Here is a 19,066-nt window from a genome sequence, read left to right as displayed (position 1 = left end):
CTGAGTCTGATTACCTCTGAGGTTGATCAAGCTCTGAGCCGGCTCGCAGCCGCCCGGGTGAGAATGGCCCGGTGCAGCTGCTCCTCCTGCTGACCGCCCACGGTCGTGCCTGGCTCGACAGTCATGTCCTCGACCCCGGACGGCTGCCGCTGCTGCTCGCGCTCTTCGCGTTCATCGCGACCTTCCTGGTCACCCGCACGATCACCCGGCTGATACGCGCCGGGCGCGGGCCGTTCCGCAACCGGGTGTCGTCGGCCGGGGTGCACGTCCACCATGCAGTGCCCGGGCTGGTGGTGCTGCTCATCGGCTCGTTCGCCAGCCTGGCAGCGCGTGGGACGCGCCCGTGGATCGAGATCGCGGCAGTGCTGATCGGCGTCGGCGCGTCGTTGCTGCTGGACGAGTTCGCGCTGATCCTGCACCTGCGCGACGTCTATTGGAGCGGCGAGGGCCGGGTCTCGGTGGAGCTGGTGACGCTGACGACGGCGTGCCTCGCCCTGCTGACGATCGGACTGGAACCCTTTCATTTCCATGCCGATCCACGACATCACTGGATCCACCTGGTGATGCTCGCCGGATTGCCGGTGCACATCCTCACCGAGATCGTGGTCGTGCTGAAGGGCAAATACCACGTCGCCCTCATCGGTGCCTTCGTCGGCCCGGTGGCCCTCTTCGCCTCCCTCACCCTCGCCCGGCCGCACTCCTGGTGGGGCGGGCGCTACGGCCCGGCCAAGGCGGCCCGGGCCGCCGAGCGCAGCCGCCGCTGGGACGCCCAATGGGGGCGGCTCACCGCGAACATCGCCGACTTCGTCGCGGGCGGCCCCACCGACCCCGACCCGGCGGAGCGACGTCGGTAGGGTCCAGCGTCATGACCGCACCCGCCGCCCTCAAGACCGCGTTCGTGCTCGGCGGTGGCGGCGTGCTCGGCGCCACCCAGATCGGTGCCATGCGCGCCCTGCTGCAGCGCGGCATCACCCCGGACCTGGTCGTCGGCACCAGCATCGGCGCGATCAACGGATCGTTCGTCGCGGCCGAGCCGAGCGAGGACGGCATCGAGGCGCTCGGCGAGTTGTGGGCCGGGCTCGGGAGTGGGCGGCTGCTCTTCGACACCGGCACCTCCCGCGGCCGCCGACGCTGGCGGCCGGGCCGGTTGCGCACCCACCTCTACTCCCCTGGTCCGCTGCTGCGCATCCTGCGCCAGGAGCTTCCGGTGCAGACATTCGAGGAGTTGCAGGTGCCCTTCCAGTGCGTCGCCGCAAGTGTCGAACATGCTGTGTCCCACTGGTTTTCGTCGGGCAAGCTGCCCGAGGCGATCGCCGCGTCCTGCGCCGTGCCCGGGCTCTTCCCGGCGATGCGGATCGGCGACGAGCATTTCTTCGACGGCGGACTGGTGCACTCGATCCCGGTCGGCCGCGCGGTGAGCCTGGGCGCGACCGACGTCTACGTCCTGCAGGTGGGCCGGGTCGAGCAGGCACTCAGCCCGCCCCGCTGGCCGTGGCAGGTCGGGCAGGTCACCTTCGAGATCGCCCGCCGGCACCGCTACCTCGAAGAGATCGCGTCGGTGCCCGACCGAGTGCGGCTGCACGTGCTGCCGACCGGCACGAGCGACGCGCCGATGGTGTCGCTGCTGCACATCAACCGCGCGTTCGTCCTCGGACGGGTCAACTCGGCATACGACGCCGCGCATGCCTATCTCGACGAGGAAGAACGCCGCTCGTCGTGATCGTGCCCCCGCGCTGGGTGCGGCGCGTCGTCTGCCACCCGGTGCAGGTCATCGGCGGCATGGCTCTGCTCGTCGTCCTGTCTGCCGGCACCGGGCTCGCGCTGATCCTCGAAATCCCTTCGCGTCGCAAGCGATTGACCCGCATCCTGATCATGCTGGCGGCAGCGATCGCGGCCGATCTCAGTGTGGTCGTCGGCGCGTGGCGCCTCTGGGTGAGGAGGCGGCTGGGCCGTTCCGATCCGGCGACCTGGCGGCTCGACCACATCGACCTGATCGGGTCCGCGCTGCACCGGGTCATCGCGATCGCGCAGCGGGTGATGAGGATCCGGCTGCTGATCGACATCGACCCACGCACCCGGACGTATGACGCAGGCCTGCTCGTGCTGAGCCGGCATGCGGGGCTGGGCGACTCCCCGCTGATCGCCTACGTCCTCACCCACCACCTGCGACGTGAGCCGCGCGTGCTGCTCAAGCGCTTCCTGCTCTGGGACGCCGCGGTCGACCTGGTCCTCACTCGCCTCGACGCGCACTTCCTCCCCTCGCGCCGCGTCGACCGGGAGGAAAGCAGCCGCCGGCTGGTCGAATTCGCGCAGAGCATCGATGCCGACGACGACGCGTTGCTGCTCTTCCCCGAGGGCCGCAACTGGACGCCGGCCCGGTGGGAGGCGCAGTTGGCGCAGGCGAGCGACGACGAAGCGCGCTGGATGCGGCAGCACCCCTCGGTCCTGCCGCCCCGCTCCGGTGGCCTGCGCCGCCTGCTCGCCGCCCGGCCGGGGCTGCCGCTCGTGGTCGCCGCGCACCGCGGGCTGGAAGGTTTCAACTCGGTGCGCACCATCTGGCAGGGCGTGCCGCTGGACGGCACCGTCGAGGTGCGGCTCCGCATGCACCCCGCACCGCCGGACGACCAGACCCACCAGTGGCTGCACGACCGGTGGGGCGAGATCGACGCATGGGACCGCGCCGCCCAGCGGTCTACGTCGCCTTCCTGACGGCCTTCTTGGCCGTCCTGCTGGCTGTCGCGCTGGCCGCCTTCTTGGTCGTCTTGCCGGCCGCTTTCTTGGTCGTCTTCGTGGCGGACGACTACGAGTCGGGCTCGGCGTCCGGGTCGATGACCGCGGTGCAGCAGATCGATGGCGCCCTCGGCGTCGCGGTGCTCGGCACGGTCTTCTTCGGTCACGTCGACGGCGGAACAGGCTCTCGCACTGCGATTTTCGGCGCCGCGACCCAGGTCACGACCTGGGTGGCGATCGGCGCGGTCGCGATCGCCTTCGCGCTCACCTTCCTGCTGCCGAAGCGCACCCGCGAGGGAGCCCCCGCGCACGCCTGATCGACCGGCCCATCAACGCATCGAGAGGCACACACAATCGGGTCGAACGTGTGTGCCTCTCGGTGCGGAGGTGTGCCTCTCGGTCAGGAGGGCTGCTCGGTCAGGAGGTCGGTGCCGCCACGATCGCGAAGGCGAGGCCGTCGATGCGGGCGCGCGCCTCGCCGTCGGTGGCGACGGTCTCGCCGACCCGGCGGGCGAGTGCCTGCAGCTCCTGCTGGGTGAGGCCCGGCAGCACCGACAGCACCACGCGCAGCTCCCCCGGCTCGGCGCCCGCCTCGCCGCGGGCCTCGGCGACGTCCGGCTCGTCGGCGACCGCCTTGCGCAACGCCTGCTGCACATGCTGATCGAGGTATGGCGGAAGCCACTCGTGACGTTGCGCGAGTGCCCACACCATGCTCGGCCGCAGCACCAGCGGCTGCGGCGAGGCGACGTCGAGCACCATGACGTCGCACTGCTCGCCCACGGCCGCCTGCGCCGCCAGCGCGGCGGTGACCGGGGACGGCCGGGCGGCCGGGTCCCACGCCGCGAGGGCCACCACGTCGGAGAAGACCGGCAGGGCGCGCTCCCCGGACTGCGCGGTGAGGGTGACCACCGCCATGTCGGTGGTCTTCTCGACGGCGTGCTCGCCGGAGTCGTCGACCTCGGTCGGTGCGGCGACGACCGGGACCAGCAGCCGCGCCCCGGCGAGCGCCGCCATCAGCCGGCGCTCGTCCGTGCGGTCGGCCAGCGCCGCCGCGAGGCCGGCGTCGACCGACCCGTCGTCGCCGTCGAATCCGGTGCCGGCGAGGGACCGGCCCGCGAACGTCTGCCCAGCCGAGTCAGCCGCACCGGCCGTGCCACCCGGGTCAGCCGCACCGCCCGAGCCGGCCGTGCCACCCTGGTCAGCCGCACCGGTCGTGCCGCCCGAGCCGGCCGTGCCACCCGGGTCAGCCGGACCGGCTGCAGGGCCGTCCTGTCCGTTCGCCGGGCCGCTCGTCACGTCCGCGCCTCCGGCCGGCCGGCCAGGTCGAGGGCGTCGGAAAGCTCGAAAGCCCCCTTGTAGAGCGCTGATCCGATGATCGCGCCCTCCACTCCGTCGGGCACGAGCTCGCGCAGCGCCCGCACGTCGTCCAGGGTCGAGACCCCTCCGGAGGCGACGACGGGCCGGTCGGTGCGCGCACAGACCTGCTGCAGCAGCGTCACATTGGGCCCCTGCAGCATGCCGTCCTTGGCGACATCGGTCACCACGTAGCGCTCACAACCCTCGCGGTCGAGACGCTCGAGGGTCTCCCAGAGGTCGCCGCCCTCCTGGGTCCAGCCGCGCGCCGCCAGGGTGGTGCCGCGCACGTCGAGCCCGACCGCGATGCGGTCACCGTGCTCGGCGATCGCCTGCGCGGTCCACTCCGGGTCCTCCAGCGCGGCGGTGCCGAGGTTGACCCGGCGGCATCCGGTCGCCAGCGCCGCGGCGAGCGACTCGGCGTCGCGGATGCCCCCGGAGAGTTCCACCTGCAGGTCGAGCCGGCCGATGATGCCGGCCAGCAGGTCGCGGTTGCTGCCGCGCCCGAACGCCGCGTCCAGGTCGACCAGGTGCAGCCACTCGGCACCGGCGTCCTGCCAGGCCTTCGCCGCCTCGAACGGGTCACCGAAGCGCCCGCCGGTGCCGGCCACGCCCTGCACGAGCTGCACGGCCTCGCCGCCGGCCACGTCGACCGCGGGCAGCAGCTGCAGCCGGGGAGCCGCCTCGTCAGTCATCGAAACTCCTTGATCTGAGCGCTGATTGGTAGATGTCGAAGGTCGCAGACTACGAAGATCACAGACTACGCAGCCAGTTGGCGACCAGCTGGGCGCCGGCGTCGCCGGACTTCTCGGGATGAAACTGCGTGCCGGTGAGCGGACCGTCCTCGACCGCCGCCACGAACGCGCCGCCGTGCTCCGCGGTCGTCACGAGCGGGTAGCCGGCGACGCGGCTGGCGAGCAGCTGCGACGCGGCGTAGGAGTGCACGAAGTAGAAGCGTTCGTCCGCGACACCCGCGAGGAGCGTCGACTCCTCCGGTGCCTGCACCAGGGACCAGCCCATGTGCGGCACGACCGGCGCCTGCAACCGGTCGACGACCCCGACGAAGTGGCCGAGACCCGGTGGCGGCGGTTGCAGCGTCGTGGGTTCGGTCGACCCGTCGAAGAGCACCTGGAAGCCGACACAGACCCCGAGCACCGGCCGGCCGCTCGCGATGCGCTCGGCGATCACCTCGCGACCCCCCGCGGCGAGCAGCCCCGTCATACAGGCGTGGAAGGCGCCGACGCCGGGCACATAGAGTCCGTCGGCGGCCAGTGCGGCGTCGTGGTCGGCGGTGAGGGTGACGTCGGCCCCGACCCGCTCGAGCATCCGCACGACCGACCGGACATTGCCGCTGCCGTAGTCGAAGACGACGACCTTCTTCACATCGACTCCAACTCGGCCCGAATTTCCTTGTCTTCCTTGGTCACCCGAGCGAAGCGATCGACCGACTTGCCGTCGGGCTCGATGAGCGCCGCGTCGTCCGCCGACTTCACGACGCCGCCACGCAGGAGCTCCTCCCCCGGCAGCGCGAGGGTCGTCATCAGGTCGGAGAGCACGTCGAGCGCGAGTGCGGAGTGCTCGGCGAGCACCTGCCGGATCGGCCGGGTCGCCTCGGGCACGACCCCGGCGGCCATCGCGAGGTCACCCGGGCGCGCGGTCGGCAGCGACGGCAGGCCGGCGACGCCCCGTCCGGACTCCCAGACCAGCCACCGCGGCAGCGCACGCCAGCCGCGCGGGTGGACCACCACGACAGCGCGACCGCCGATCTCGAAGAATCCCAACGCTGTTCGCATTCGCGCCGGCACCGGGCGAGCAGCGGTGACCGTCAGCCGATCGTCGTATGGCGCAGGCCCCTGCGCAGCGCCGCCGGGCACGACGGCGGTCCACCCCGCGAGCGGCACGACGTATGACGGCACGATCCCCTGGCGCACCCACGCCGACGCCGACTTGGCGTCGCCGTGCAGCAGCAGCACGCCGGATCGACGACTCGGTGCCGCCATGGACTTACAGCGCGCCCTTGGCGCTCGGGATGCCGACGACGCGCGGATCGCGGGCGATGGCCGCGCGCAGCGCGCGGGCGACCGCCTTGAACTGCGCCTCGACGATGTGGTGCGGGTCGCGGCCGGAGAGCACCCGCACGTGCAGCGCGATCGCGGCGTGGTGGCCGAAGCTCTCCAGCACGTGCTGGGTCAGCGAGCCGGCGTAGTTGCCGCCGATGATCGCGTAGATCTGGCCGTCGGGTTCGCCGGTGTGCACGACGTAGGGGCGCCCGGCGACGTCGACGACCGCGTGCACCAGCGCCTCGTCGAGCGGCACGGTCGCGTCGCCGAAGCGGGAGATGCCGGACTTGTCGCCGAGCGCCTCGCGCACCGCCTGCCCGAGCACGATCGCGGTGTCCTCGACCGTGTGGTGCGCGTCGACGTCGAGGTCGCCGGTTGCCTTGACCGACAGGTCGATCAGGCTGTGCTTGGCGAAGCTCTCGAGCATGTGGTCGTAGAACCGCACGCCGGTCGAGACATCGCTCTGTCCGGTGCCGTCCAGGTCGAGCGACAGCTCGATCTGGCTCTCCTTGGTCGCCCGCTCGATGCGGGCGGTGCGGTGCTCGGTCATGCGTTGCCTTTCGTCGTGCTCGTGCGACCGGCGGCCGTGACCGTGCGCAATGCCTGCAGCACGGCGGTGTTCTCCTCGGCGGTGCCGGCGGTGATGCGCAGGTGGTGCGGGATGCCGACGTCACGCACCAGCACGCCCTCGTCGAGCAGAGCCTGCCACGCCGTCGCACTGTCGGCGAATCCCCCGACGAGCACGAAGTTGGCGTCGCTCGGGACCGGTTGCAGCCCGAGCTCGAGACAACCGTCGACGAGCGCGTCGCGGGTGGTCTTGATGCGCTCCACCATCGCCAGCATCGTGTCGGCGTGCTCCAGCGCCGCGCACGCGACGGCCTGCGTGACGCTCGAGAGGTGATAGGGCAGCCGCACCAGACGCATCAACTCGGCGAGTTCGGTTGCGGCGGCGAAGTATCCGAGCCGGGCGCCGGCGAACGCGAACGCCTTGGACATCGTCCGGCTCACCACCAGCCGGTCGCGGCCCGGCAGGAGCGTGAGCGCGCTGCGGGTGCCGGTGCGGGCGAACTCGGTGTAGGCCTCGTCGACGACCACGATCGCGTGGTCGCTCGCGTCATACACCCGCCGCACGACGTCGAGATCGATCGAGGTGCCGGTCGGGTTGTTCGGCGAGGTCAGGAAGATCAGGTCCGGGTCGTGCTGCTTGGTCTGCTCGACGGCGAGGTCGGCGTCGAGGTCGAAGCGCTTGGGGTCGGCGTCCCGCAGCCCGTCGATCCAGGTCGCCCCGCCGCGGCCGGCGATCAGCGGGTGCATCGAGTAGGACGGGGTGAAACCGAGCGCGGTGCGCCCCGCTCCCCCGAACGCCTGCACCAGGTGCTGCAGCACCTCGTTGGACCCGTTGGCCGCCCACACCTGGTCGGCGGTGACGTGCTCGCCACTCGTCTTCGTCAGGTATGACGCCAAAAGCTCTCGCAGCCGGGCAAATTCGCGGTCGGGATAGCGATTGAGCGTGGCCGCGACCTGCGCGACGTCGTGGGCGATCTGATCGACCACGACAGGCGGCACCGGGTAGGCGGACTCGTTGGTGTTGAGGGCGACCGGCACGTCGAGCTGCGGGGCGCCGTAGGGCGTTGCTCCCTGCAACTCGGGCCGCAGCAACGCCCGCAGCTCGGTCACGAGTCCGACGCGAAGCGGGCGGTGACCGCTTCGCCGTGTGCCGGCAGGTCCTCGGCGGTGGCGAGCGTGACCACGGTGTCGGCCACGTCGGCGAGCGCCTCGCGCGAGTAGTCGACCACGTGGATGCCGCGCAGGAAGGTCTGCACCGACAGGCCGCCGCTGTGGCAGGCGCACCCGCCGGTCGGCAGCACGTGGTTGGATCCGGCGGCGTAGTCGCCGAGGCTCACCGGCGCGTAGTCGCCGACGAAGATCGCGCCGGCGTTGCGGATGCGGGCCGCGACCGCCGCGGCGTCGCGGGTCTGGATCTCCAGGTGCTCGGCCGCGTAGGCGTCGACGACGCGCACGCCCTCGTCCACCCCGGAGACCAGCACGATGCCGGACTGCCGGCCGCCGAGGGCGGTCTTGACCCGGATCGTGTGCTTGGTGCGCGCGGCCCGCCGCTCGAGCGCCGCCTCGACGGCGGCGGCCAGCTCCTCGCTGTCGGTGACCAGCACCGACGCGGCCAGCTCGTCGTGCTCGGCCTGGCTGATCAGGTCGGCCGCGACCAGCTCGGCGTCGGCGGTCTCGTCGGCGAGGATCGCGATCTCGGTCGGGCCGGCCTCGGCGTCGATGCCGATGATGCCGAGCAGCAGGCGCTTGGCGGCGGCGACGTAGACGTTGCCCGGGCCGGTCACCAGCGTCACCGGCTCGCAGACGGTCGCGCCGGAGGCGTCGCTCGCGCCATATGCGAACATCGCGACTGCCTGGGCGCCGCCGACGGCGTAGACCTCGTCGACCCCGAGCAGCGCGCACGCCGCGAGGATCGTCGGGTCCGGATAGCCCACGAAATCACCGGTGTTCGAGCTTTGCGGCGGGCTGGCGACGGCAAGCGAGCCGACACCGGCGATCTGCGCCGGCACGACGTTCATCACGACGCTGCTCGGGTAGACCGCCTGGCCGCCCGGCACGTAGAGCCCGACGCGGTCCACCGGCACCCAGCGTTCGGTGACGGTGCCGCCGGGGACGACCTGGGTCACCGAGTCGACCCGTGCCTGGTCGGCGTGCACCAGCCGGGCGCGGCGGATCGACTCCTCCAGGGCGGCGCGCAGCGTCGGCTCGAGCGCGGCGAGCGCCTTGTCGAGCACCTCCGCCGGCACCCGGAGCGACGGCGGCCGGATGCCGTCGAAGCGCTCGTCGAGGTCGAGGATCGCGTCGACCCCGCCCGCATGCACCTGCTCGCAGATCGGCCGCACGGTCTCCAGTGCGGCCTCGACGTCGAGTTCGGCGCGGGGCAGGGCTTCGCGCAGCGCACGCGCGTCCAGGGAGGACAGGGCGGCACCACGCAGGTCGACACGAGCAATCACGCGGCAATTCTAGGGTCGCGGCCAGCGTGACCCGCGTCGCGTCCGAGGCGCGAGCGACCGAGGGCCATACTCAGGTGGCGTGAGCCTGGTCCAGATGCACGGCTGGCGCGACGAGGTCGCGGTGCTGATCTTCGTGATCTGCGGCGCGCTGCTCGCCGCGGCGATCGTGCGCTGGGGACGACTCGGCAGCGGTCTCGGCCAGCTGACCGCGGCGGCTCGGGCGACCGTGCAGCTGGCGGTTGTCGGCCTGGTGATCGGTGCGGTGCTGCACTCGTGGCCGCTGTCGCTGCTCTTCTGCGCGCTGATGCTCGGTGTCGCGGCGTTCACCAGCGCCCACCGGATCCTCGGCCGGTGGTCGCCCTGGACGCTGCTGCCGATCTGTGCAGGGGTCGTGCCGGGTGTCCTCGGCATGCTGGCGACCGGGCTGGTGCCGGTGCGGCCGATCGCGGTCATCCCCGTGCTGGGCATCGTCGGCGGCAACTCGATGACCGCGACCTCGTTGACCGGCAAGCGGATCCACGATGCGCTCAGCACCAGATATGGCGAATACGAGGCCGGGCTGTCGATCGGTCTCAGCGACCGCGACGCCGCCGACGTGGTCGCCCGCGACGACGCCGCGCTGGCGCTGATCCCCGGGCTCGACCAGACCCGCACCGTCGGGATCGTCACGCTGCCAGGGGCTTTCGTCGGTGCGCTGCTCGGTGGGGCGAGCGCGTGGGAGGCCGCGGCCGTGCAGCTGCTCGTGCTGATCGCGCTGCTGGTGGCGCAGGCGATCGCGGTGCTGGTGACCACCGAGCTGACCATCCGCGGCATGCTCGGCGCGATCGGCCGCTCCCGCTGAGTCGCTACCGGGTCGGCTCGAAGTCGTCGCCCTCGTCGGGGTCGGAGCCGTAGAACTCCCGCTCGACGACGGCGCGGGCCCGCCGGGCGACGCGCAGGTAGCGCTCCCCCAGCTCGTGACCGGCGCCGACCGGTGCGCCGAGGATGCGGGCGATGCCGTCGGCGTCGGTGAGGTTGCTCGGCAGCGCGTCGACCGGACGACCCCGCCACAACACCGATGCGTTGCGCAATCGCGTTGCCAGCGACCATGATTCGCGGAGCGCAGCGGCGTCCCGCAGGCTGATCAGGTCGTGCTCGGCCATCACCCGCAACGGCGTGATCGTGCCCGGATGACGCAGTGCCGGGATCTCGTGGGCGTGCTCCAGCTGCGCCAGCTGGACCGTCCACTCCACGTCGGACAGCCCGCCGCGACCCAGCTTGAAATGGGTGCGCACGTCTCCCCCGCGCGGGATGCGCTCGGCCTCCATGCGCGCCTTGAGAGTGCGGATCTGCCGCACCGCCTTCTCGCTGATGCCCCCCTCCGGCCAGCGCAACGGGTCGATCAGGTCGGTGAACCGGCGACCGAGGTCCTCGTCGCCGGCGACGGGCGTCGCCCGCAGCAGCGCCTGCGCCTCCCAGCCCTCCGACCAGCGCTCGTAGTAACCGGCGTATGACGCGAGCGTGCGCACGATCGGCCCCGCCTTGCCCTCCGGCCGCAGGTCGGCGTCCACCCCGAGCGCCGGGTCCGGCCCGCTCGCGGACAGGCCGGTGCGCAGGTAGGCCACGACCTGCTCCGCCTGGGACTGGGCGACGCCGGCGTCGGCGCCGGGCAACGGGTCGTGCACGAACATCACGTCGGCGTCGGAGCCGAAGCCGAGCTCACGGCCGCCGAACCGGCCCATGCCGATGATCGCGAGCGAGGTGGAAAGCATGGTGCCGCTTTCCTTTTCGACGTGTCGGATCGCGAGGTCCAGGGCGCCTTGCAGAGTGGCCGCGGCCAGGTCGGTCAGCGCGATCTCCAGGGCGTCGAGGTCCTCCAGCTCACCGGAGAGCTCGGCGACCGCGATGCGGATCAGCTCGTTGCGGCGGGCCGAGCGGACCGCGAGCAGCGCCGCGTCGTCGTCGTCCTGGCGCTGGATCGCCGCGCGCATCGTGGAGCCCAGCTGGTCGCGGGTGAGCGGCCGCCGGGCTTCGCGGCTGCCGAAGACCGACACCGCCGACGGCGCGCGCTCGAGCAACTGCCCGACGAAGCGGCTGCTGGCCAGCACCCGGGCCAGGGTCTCCGCGGCGCGGCCCTCGTCCCGCAGCATCTTCAGGAACCACGGCGTCGAGCCGAGCGCGTCGCTGAGTTTGCGGAAGGCGAGCAGGCCGAGGTCGGGGTCGACCTCCTCGGCGAACCACTGCAGCATGACCGGCAACAGCGTGCGCTGGATCGCGGCCCGCCTGCTGACGCCCGCGGTGAGCGCCTCGATGTGCCGGATCGCTCCCGCACTGTCGCGAAACCCCAACGCTGCGAAGCGATCTCGCGCGCTCTCCGGCGACAGCCGGGCGTCGTCGGCGGACAACCGGGCGACCGCCGAGAGCAGGGGCCGGTAGAAGATGCGCTCGTGCAGCCGGCGCACCTGGGCCGACTGCGACCGCCACAGCTCGACCACTTTCCGCTCGGCGTCGACCCGCAGACCTACGGCCCGTCCGAGCGCGCGCAGGTCGCCCTCACCGGTCGGCAGCAGGTGGGTGCGCCGCATCCGGGACAGCTGGATGCGGTGCTCCAGCAGCCGCAGCTGCCGGTAGGCGTCGTCGAGTTCGTGGGCGTCGACCCGGCCGATGTAGCCGCCCCGGGAGAGCGACTCGATCGCGGCCAGCGTGCTGCGGTTGCGCAGCCGCTCGTCGGTGCGCCCGTGCACCAGCTGCAGCAGCTGCACACTGAACTCGATGTCCCGCAGGCCGCCCTTGCCGAGCTTGAGCTCCCGGTCGGCCTCGGCCGCCGGCAGGTGCTGCTCGACCCGGCGGCGCATCGCCTGCACGTCCTCGACGAAATGGTCGCGGCCCGCGGCCCGCCAGACCATCGGCTGGATCACCTCCAGGTATGCCGCGCCGAGCTCCTCGTCCCCCGCGATCGGCCGGGCCTTGAGCAGTGCCTGGAACTCCCACGTCTTGGCCCACCGCTCGTAGTAGGTGCGGTGGGAGGCGACCGTGCGCACGAGCGGCCCCTGCTTGCCCTCGGGGCGCAGCGCCGGGTCGACCTGCCAGAGGCTGCCCTCGCCGGTCGCCACCGAGCACGCACGCATCAGCTCGGTCGCGAGCTTGGTGCCGACCGCGAGCGCCTCGTCCTCGTCGGCGTCGCCCGCCGGCTCGGCGACGAAGATGACGTCGACGTCGCTGATGTAGTTGAGTTCGCGGCCGCCGCACTTGCCCATCGCGATCACGCTGAGCCGGCAGCTCTCCTCGTCGGAGACGGTGTTGCGGGCGATTCGCAGCGCAGCCTCGAGCGCGGCGCCCGCGAGGTCCGAGAGCGCCTCGGCGATCACCGGGAACTGCTCGATCCCGTCGCCGGCGAGGTCGACGGCGGCGATCTGGATCAGTTGCCGGAAGTAGGCGACGCGCAGCGCGTCATACGCCTCGGTGCCGGTGCGGTCCCCGACGGCATCGGTGAGCGCGGCATACAGCTCCTCGCGGGGGGCGATGCGCGCCGCGGCGACGTCGTGCCACTGGTCGGGGTGCCGGATCAGCCGGTCGGTCAGCGCGGCGGAGGCACCGGTGACCGCGACCAGCCGCGCCCAGGCGTCCGGGTCGTCGGCGAAAAGCGCTGCGAACGAGCGCTTCTCGGCATCGGGCAGCACCTCGCGCAACCGCACCAGCCCGAGCAACGCCTGGTCGGGCGAGGCCGCCCGGCTCATCGTCGCGATGGCGTCGGCGGGCAGCTCCAACTCGTCGAGCATCGGCTCGGCGCGGGTGGGTTCGGCAAAGCCGGCCCGCACCAGTGCCGCTCGACGGCTCTGCTCCCGGGGCACGTTCACGGCTGCACGGTCGTTGCCTGGCGCATCACAGTCGCTTGAGGTATTGGTCCAGCTCGAACTGGGTGACCTGGTCGCGGTAGCCGGCCCACTCGGCGCGCTTGTTGCGCAGGAAGAAGTCGAAGACGTGCTCGCCGAGGGTCTCGGCGACCAGCTCACTGCCCTCCATCAGATGTATGGCGTGATCCAGCGACGCCGGCAACGGGTCGATCCCCATCGCCCGGCGTTCCCGGTCGGTGAGGTTCCACACGTCGTCCTCGGCCTCGGGCGGCAGCTCGTAGCCCTCCTCGATGCCCTTCATGCCGGCCGCGAGCACGACGGCATACGCGAGATAGGGATTGGCCGACGCGTCGATGGAGCGCACCTCGACCCGCGCGCTCTGGCCCTTGGCCGGCTTGTACATCGGCACGCGCACCATCGCGCTGCGGTTGTTGTGCCCCCAGCTGACGTGCGCCGGGGCCTCCGCCCCGCTCCAGATGCGCTTGTAAGAGTTGACCCACTGGTTGGTGACCGCCGAGATCTCCGGTGCGTGGTGCAGGATGCCGGCGATGAATCCCTTTGCCGTGCTTGACAACTGGTAGGGCGCGCCGGCCTCGTAGAACGCGTTGCGGTCGCCCTCGAACAGCGACACGTGGGTGTGCATGCCGGAGCCGGGGGCGTCGGCGAGCGGCTTGGGCATGAACGAGGCGAACACGCCCTGCTCGAGCGCGACCTCCTTGATCACGGTGCGGAAGGTCATGATGTTGTCGGCGGTCGAGAGGGCGTCGGCGTAGCGCAGGTCGATCTCGTTCTGCCCCGGCCCGGCCTCGTGGTGGGAGAACTCCACCGAGATGCCCATCTGCTCCAGCATCGAGATCGCCGAGCGGCGGAAGTCGTGCCCGGTGCCGTGCGGCACGTGGTCGAAGAACCCGGCCTGGTCGACCGGCGTCGGCGGCTCCCCCGGCCGCATGTTCTGCTCGAAGAGGTAGAACTCGATCTCGGGGTGGGTGTAGAACGTCAGCCCCTTGTCGCTGGCCTTGGTGAGCGCCCGCTGCAGCACGTTGCGCGGGTCGGCCTGGCTTGCCGATCCGTCGGGCAGCCGGATGTCGCAGAACATCCTTGCGGTGCCCGGGTTTTCGCCACGCCAGGGCAGCACCTGGAAGGTGTCGGCGTCGGGCAGCACCAGCATGTCGGACTCGAACACCCGCGCGAGGCCCTCGATCGAGCTGCCGTCGAAGCCGATGCCCTCGGTGAAGGCGCCCTCCAACTCGGCGGGTGCGACGGCCACCGACTTCAGCGTCCCCAGCACGTCGGTGAACCAGAGCCGGATGAACCGGATGTCCCGCTCCTCGATGGTGCGGAGCACGTATTCCTGCTGACGATCCATACCGCAGATCCTGCCTTACCGGGACCGTATGACGGGAGCGGGCACGCGAAAGCGCCGGCCGCGGGAGCAATCCCGCGACCGGCGCGTCGCCTGCGTCATACCCTGCCGACGGAGGTCAGCGGGTGAACCGGACCTGCACCTTCAGACCGTCGCCCTGCTTGTTGTGGACGGTGATCTGCGTGCCGGTGCCGGCCACCTTCACCGACGAGGTCGGCGACTGTGCGTACCAGTACTGGTTGGGGTTGGTGTCGTCGAACGTCTTCACCGGCGCCTGCGACAGGAAGTCCAGCGTCGCACCCCTGCGGTGCAGGGTGAACGCGTCGGTGCGGTCGAGCCCGAACGTCGAGTCGTAGGAGTTGATCCGGTTGCTCGCAACCGTGCCGCCCGGCCAGACGTTCGGGCGCGGGTGCGCGTCGACCGGCAGCACCTGGCCGTAGCCGGGGTGCTTGGTGACGTTGTTGTCCGGGTAGCGGTTGTTGACGTACCAGACCACCAGACCGTCCTGGTAGGGGTAGTGCTCGACCCAGTCCGGCTTGTCCGGGAAGCCGAGGTTGTACGGCCCGGTGCGCAGCGTCGCGTCATACCCGTTGTAACGGCGGGACTCGGCCAGGTAGTAGTGGCTGACCTGCTCGCTGGTGGTGCCGCCCATCCGGACGAACCCCTTCGGGGTCCACGCGGACGTGGCCGACTCGACGTCGTCGGTCGTGGCGATGTCGCCCACCTTCACGGTGATGTCGTCCAGGAACGCGCCGGCCTCGTTGACGCCGCCGTCGGTCTGGTAGGAGAAGCGGAAGAGCACCTTCTTGCCGGCGTACGGCGTGAGGTCGTAGCTGACGGTGCCCCACGACTCCTGCTTGCCGGTCATCGCGTCGCCGACGTTGGTCCAGGTGGCGCCGCCGTCGGTGGAGACCTGACCGTAGAGGTAGTCGTAGTCCTGCTCGATGTCGTACCAGAGGGCCGCCGACACCGAGCCGCTGCTCGCGCCGGTCAGGTCGACCTCGCGCTGCAGCGTGTTGTTCAGGTTGTCGCCGCGGCCGCTCCACCACTCGTACTGACCCGACTTCGGGGTGTTGTAGTTGGTGACGACCGTCTGGTCGGGCAGGTTGACCGCGAGCGCCATCGGCTTCTGCTTGCTGTCCTCGTCGGCCGGGCCGAGGTTGACGTCGGCACGCTCGCCGAACTGCACGGTCTGGGTGTCGGTCCAGCCCAGCTGCAGCTTCTCCCAGGCGCCCATGTAACCCGGCGTGGTGCCGATGTCGTCCTTGCCGTGGTTGAGCCACGAGCCGCTGCTCATCAGGCTCCAGTAGGCGACGCTGTTGTCACCCCGGTTGGTGGTGTCGTAGAGGTCGGGCAGACCGAGGTCGTGGCCGAACTCGTGCGCGAACACGCCGAGTCCGCCGTTCTCCGGCTCGGTGGTGTAGTCCGAGACCCAGATGCCGGTGTTGCCGATCTGCACACCGCCGGACTTGTTGTCCGCGGGGCCGGTGGTGCCGATGCCGGAGCTGACCGCCCAGCGGTGCGACCAGATCGCGTCGTCGCCCTGGGCGCCGCCGCCGGCTTCCTCGCCCTCACCGGCGTGGATCGCCTGGTAGTGGTCGATGTAGCCGTCCGGCTCGTTGAAGTTGCCGTCGCCGTCGTAGTCGTAGCGGTCCCAGGTGTCGAACTGCTTCAGGTCTTCCTTGATCTGGGCGTCGGTCTTGCCGGACTGCTTCTGCTGGTTGTACCAGGCGGTCAGCGAGTCCTTGATGAACGACCAGTAGCCCTCGGCCTCGCTGGTGCCGTCGTCCGGCACGCCGTCGCCGTTGCTGTCGACCGGGTTGTGCCCGTAACGCGCCTCGTTGTAGGGCACCTTCACCCAGTCCGAGACCTCGGTGGTGACCTGGAAGCGGCCCTGCGACTGCTTCTTGTAGAAGTTCTGGAACGACTCGCCGTCGCCGTCGAACATGTTCTCGTAGTGCTGCTGGTTGAAGTCCTTCTCCCAGTAGGTCGAGTTGTTCGTCGACCGGTCCGGCTCCGGGATCTGGTTGTGCACCGGCCCGGGCGTGCCGCCCTGGACCGGCTTGGTCTGGGTGCCGAACTCGGCGAGCGTGGTGAAGATCTTGGTCGTCTGGTTGGGGTCGTACTCGACGTACTTGCCCTTCCTGGGCTTGCTGCCCTTGCCGCGGGCCCCGGCCTGCGCGGCACCGGCCTCGGGCGCCTGCAGCTCGATGACCTTCTTGCCCCCGATGGTCTTGACCTTGGCCTGCCCCTTGACCAGCTTGGTCACGGCCTCCTGCCGCAGCTTGGCCTGCTTCTCGGCCCGCGGGTTGGGCAGGTTGTCCGACTTGGTCACCTTGCCCGGCTCCTGCGGGGGTGCCGCGGCGGCGAGGGCGGACGGGCTGTTCGCGCCGATGGTGAAGGCTGCGGTCGCCGCGGTCGCGGTGAGTCCGGCTACGCCTTTGAAGACACGTCTTCTCACAATTCCTCCGGGTGTTGGGCGATCTGTGCCGTCCGCGACGGGGATGGACGGCAACTTTGGCAGTTTGACTCATTCGCTGGGCGAATGGTGGGAAAAGCCTGGAAATTCTGTGAACGCCCTTTACCCTTCGCGGCGATTTTCACACCGCCGATAAGGTCGCCGGTATGACGGACAAGCCCACCGAGGTCAGCGCCCCCTACGGCACCGGAGCCCAGGCGGCCCCGCAGCGCCGCGTCCGAGTCCCGCACCTGCAGGCCAAGAAGGCCAAGGGCGAGAAGTGGGCGATGCTCACGGCATACGACATGTATGCCGCGGAGATCTTCGACGAGGCCGGCATCCCGGTGCTGCTGGTCGGCGACTCGGCCGGCAACAACGTCTTCGGCTTCGAGACCACCGTGCCGGTGACCGTCGACCACCTGGTGCCGCTGGTGCGGGCGGTGGCGACGGCGACGTCGCACTCGATGGTGGTGGCGGACCTGCCGTTCGGGTCCTACCAGGCCAGCCCGCAGCAGGCGCTCGCGACGGCGACCCGCTTCATGAAGGAGGGGCTGGCGCACGCGGTGAAGCTCGAGGGCGGCAAGGCGATGGTCCCGGAGGTCGAGCTGCTGGTGCGGGCCGGCATCCCGGTGATGGGCCACATCGGCTTCACCCCGCAGAGCGAGCACGTGCTCGGCGGCTACCGGGTGCAGGGGCGCGGCGACGGCGCGGAGCGGCTGCTCGAGGATGCGCTCGCGCTGCAGGAGGCGGGCTGCTTCGCGGTGGTGATGGAGATGGTGCCGGCGCCGGCCGCCCAGCGGGTGACCGAGGCTCTGGCGATCCCGACCATCGGCATCGGCGCCGGGCCCGACTGCGACGCCCAGGTGCTGGTCTGGCAGGACATGGCCGGGCTGCGCGGCGGCAAGTCGCCGCGCTTCGTCAAGAAGTATGCCGATCTGCGGGGTGAGCTGGGCCGGGCTGCCCAGACGTATGCCGCAGAGGTGGCGTCGGGCGAGTTTCCTTCTGCGGAGCAGAGTTTCGAGTCCTGAGCGGCGGCACCGAGCGCCACATGACCGCTGCCGCGGCGAGCCCGACGGCACCGGAGGTGACGATGCCGGCACCGAGCGCGAACGCGGCGGTCACCCCGGAGAGCACGGCGGGGCCGATGGTCTGACCCGCGTCGGATAGCTCGCGCCAGATGCCGAGGAACTGCGCCCGGCCGACGTCGGGTGAGTAGTCGGCGCCGAGGGTCATCACCATGCCCGACCCGATGCCGTTGCCGAAGCCGAGGATGCAGGCGACGAGGCAGAGCGTGACGGCGCCCTGGGTCAGCGGGATCGCCATCATCGACAGGCCCATCACGAGCATCGACGGCACGGTCACCCACCGGCGGCCGAAGACGTCCATCACCTTCCCGGCCGGGTAGAAGACGAGCATGTCGATGCCGCCGGCGACGCCGTAGATGATCGACGCGGTCTGGGCGCTGAGGCCGAGGTGCTCCGACCAGAGCGGCACCACCGCCTGGCGCGTGGCGCGGATCGCGGACACCAGCAGCACGCCCATGCCGATCGTGAGGAAGACCTTGCGGTGGTCACGCAGGACACCGCGCACGGTGGCCGGTGCAGCGGCCGCCCTGGCCGGGTGCGGCGGCAGGTCCTGCAGAGTGGCGCCGAGGACGCCCGCGATCGCCAGCGCGAGCGCGCACACCGCGTAGGCGCCGCGCAGGTGCCAGAGGCCCATGGCGGCCGCACCCGCGAACGGCCCGGCAAACATCCCGACCCGGCCCACCCCGCCGAGCGTCGACAGGGCGCGCGCCCGGAAGTGCGCAGGGACCGCCTCGGTGAGATAGCTCTGCCGGGCGAGCATGAAGACCGACCCGCTGACGCCGAGCAGGAAGACACCGACCGCGAACATCGCGAGCGACGTGGCGAGCATGCAGCACGCGGCGGAGAGGACCCCGACGACGGAGGCGCCGATGAGTGCGTGGCGCTCGCCATACCGCGCGGTGATCATGGAGCTCGGCACGTTGAACAGCAGCGAGCCGACATTGAGCAGCGTGATCATCAGGGCCGCGACGGCGACCGACCCGCCGAGGTCGCGTGCGGAGAGCGGGATCACCGGGAGCATCGCGCCCTCGGCCACCCCGAAGAGCAGCGACGGACCGTATGCCGGGATCGCCAGTCGTCGGAGGTCGAAGTCGGGCGTCGCGGTCATCGTTAGGCAGTCTAACGATCGCCTGAGGTAGGCGCGCGGCTGGCAGGCTTGAGGTC

Annotated in this window: 17 protein-coding genes; 6 read left to right on the top strand and 11 right to left on the bottom strand. The window is 71.1% G+C overall.

The window, feature by feature from the left end; all coding sequences use genetic code 11:
* Positions 1-71: 71 nt before the first annotated feature.
* Genes HJ588_RS15290 through HJ588_RS15275 form a run of 4 tightly spaced genes read left to right on the top strand, consistent with a single transcriptional unit; the run spans position 72 to position 3,047 of the window.
* Positions 72-854 carry a hypothetical protein gene (locus HJ588_RS15290; protein ID WP_212755967.1) on the top strand — a complete coding sequence of 261 codons (783 nt, stop codon included), beginning with the start codon at positions 72-74 and terminating at the stop codon, positions 852-854.
* An 11-nt stretch (positions 855-865) separates the two neighbouring features.
* Entirely contained in the window at positions 866-1,720 is an 855-nt protein-coding gene (locus tag HJ588_RS15285) for a patatin-like phospholipase family protein (RefSeq protein ID WP_171157078.1), read from the top strand.
* Positions 1,717-2,709 (top strand): 1-acyl-sn-glycerol-3-phosphate acyltransferase, encoded by a 993-nt coding sequence (locus HJ588_RS15280; protein WP_171157076.1) that lies wholly within the window; start codon positions 1,717-1,719, stop codon positions 2,707-2,709. The genes HJ588_RS15285 and HJ588_RS15280 overlap by 4 nt, the downstream gene beginning before the upstream one ends.
* The gene (locus tag HJ588_RS15275) at positions 2,670-3,047 is read left to right on the top strand and encodes an MFS transporter (RefSeq protein WP_171157073.1); all 378 of its coding nucleotides are present in this window, start codon (positions 2,670-2,672) and stop codon (positions 3,045-3,047) included. The genes HJ588_RS15280 and HJ588_RS15275 overlap by 40 nt, the downstream gene beginning before the upstream one ends.
* 100 nt (positions 3,048-3,147) lie before the next feature.
* Here HJ588_RS15275 and HJ588_RS15270 read toward each other — a convergent pair whose 3' ends face one another.
* Genes HJ588_RS15270 through hisD form a run of 7 tightly spaced genes read right to left on the bottom strand, consistent with a single transcriptional unit; the run spans position 3,148 to position 9,163 of the window.
* Complete coding sequence (locus tag HJ588_RS15270; protein ID WP_171157070.1) at positions 3,148-4,026, bottom strand: SseB family protein; 879 nt, start codon at positions 4,024-4,026, stop codon at positions 3,148-3,150.
* Positions 4,023-4,778 (bottom strand): bifunctional 1-(5-phosphoribosyl)-5-((5-phosphoribosylamino)methylideneamino)imidazole-4-carboxamide isomerase/phosphoribosylanthranilate isomerase PriA, encoded by a 756-nt coding sequence (priA, locus tag HJ588_RS15265; protein WP_171157067.1) that lies wholly within the window; start codon positions 4,776-4,778, stop codon positions 4,023-4,025. The genes HJ588_RS15270 and priA overlap by 4 nt, the downstream gene beginning before the upstream one ends.
* Positions 4,779-4,836: 58 nt before the next feature.
* Positions 4,837-5,466 (bottom strand): imidazole glycerol phosphate synthase subunit HisH, encoded by a 630-nt coding sequence (gene hisH, locus HJ588_RS15260; RefSeq protein ID WP_171157065.1) that lies wholly within the window; start codon positions 5,464-5,466, stop codon positions 4,837-4,839.
* Positions 5,463-6,083, bottom strand: a complete 621-nt coding sequence (locus HJ588_RS15255; protein ID WP_171157063.1) for a hypothetical protein — start codon at positions 6,081-6,083, stop codon at positions 5,463-5,465. Before HJ588_RS15255 ends, hisH begins: the two co-directional genes overlap by 4 nt.
* Positions 6,084-6,087: 4 nt before the next feature.
* Positions 6,088-6,693, bottom strand: a complete 606-nt coding sequence (hisB, locus tag HJ588_RS15250; RefSeq protein ID WP_171157061.1) for an imidazoleglycerol-phosphate dehydratase HisB — start codon at positions 6,691-6,693, stop codon at positions 6,088-6,090.
* On the bottom strand, positions 6,690-7,820 hold the full coding sequence (locus HJ588_RS15245; RefSeq protein WP_171157059.1) for a histidinol-phosphate transaminase: 1,131 nt from the start codon (positions 7,818-7,820) through the stop codon (positions 6,690-6,692). The genes hisB and HJ588_RS15245 overlap by 4 nt, the downstream gene beginning before the upstream one ends.
* Positions 7,817-9,163 (bottom strand): histidinol dehydrogenase, encoded by a 1,347-nt coding sequence (gene hisD / locus HJ588_RS15240; protein WP_171157057.1) that lies wholly within the window; start codon positions 9,161-9,163, stop codon positions 7,817-7,819. Before hisD ends, HJ588_RS15245 begins: the two co-directional genes overlap by 4 nt.
* Before the next feature lie 79 nt (positions 9,164-9,242).
* Between hisD and HJ588_RS15235 the strand changes: the two genes are divergently transcribed.
* On the top strand, positions 9,243-10,004 hold the full coding sequence (locus HJ588_RS15235) for an ABC transporter permease (protein WP_343036751.1): 762 nt from the start codon (positions 9,243-9,245) through the stop codon (positions 10,002-10,004).
* Positions 10,005-10,008: 4 nt separating this feature from the next.
* Here HJ588_RS15235 and HJ588_RS15230 read toward each other — a convergent pair whose 3' ends face one another.
* The 3 genes from HJ588_RS15230 to HJ588_RS15220 form a co-directional block, all read right to left on the bottom strand.
* Entirely contained in the window at positions 10,009-12,999 is a 2,991-nt protein-coding gene (locus HJ588_RS15230; RefSeq protein ID WP_171157055.1) for a bifunctional [glutamine synthetase] adenylyltransferase/[glutamine synthetase]-adenylyl-L-tyrosine phosphorylase, read from the bottom strand.
* 25 nt (positions 13,000-13,024) lie between these two features.
* On the bottom strand, positions 13,025-14,362 hold the full coding sequence (glnA, locus tag HJ588_RS15225; protein WP_171157053.1) for a type I glutamate--ammonia ligase: 1,338 nt from the start codon (positions 14,360-14,362) through the stop codon (positions 13,025-13,027).
* A gap of 115 nt (positions 14,363-14,477) precedes the next feature.
* Positions 14,478-16,820, bottom strand: coding sequence for an immune inhibitor A domain-containing protein (locus HJ588_RS15220; RefSeq protein WP_343036750.1), 2,343 nt, complete (start codon positions 16,818-16,820; stop codon positions 14,478-14,480).
* 164 nt (positions 16,821-16,984) lie between these two features.
* Between HJ588_RS15220 and panB the strand changes: the two genes are divergently transcribed.
* The gene (gene panB, locus HJ588_RS15215; RefSeq protein WP_171157051.1) at positions 16,985-17,845 is read left to right on the top strand and encodes a 3-methyl-2-oxobutanoate hydroxymethyltransferase; all 861 of its coding nucleotides are present in this window, start codon (positions 16,985-16,987) and stop codon (positions 17,843-17,845) included.
* On the opposite strand, the gene HJ588_RS15210 is transcribed toward panB, so the two are convergent.
* The gene (locus tag HJ588_RS15210; RefSeq protein ID WP_171157049.1) at positions 17,736-19,010 is read right to left on the bottom strand and encodes an MFS transporter; all 1,275 of its coding nucleotides are present in this window, start codon (positions 19,008-19,010) and stop codon (positions 17,736-17,738) included. The two genes, panB and HJ588_RS15210, sit on opposite strands and share 110 nt — an antisense overlap.
* Positions 19,011-19,066 lie beyond the last annotated feature (56 nt).

Source organism: Flexivirga aerilata, assembly GCF_013002715.1.
GTDB lineage: Bacteria > Actinomycetota > Actinomycetes > Actinomycetales > Dermatophilaceae > Flexivirga > Flexivirga aerilata.
This window is presented reverse-complemented; position numbering and strand designations above follow the sequence as displayed.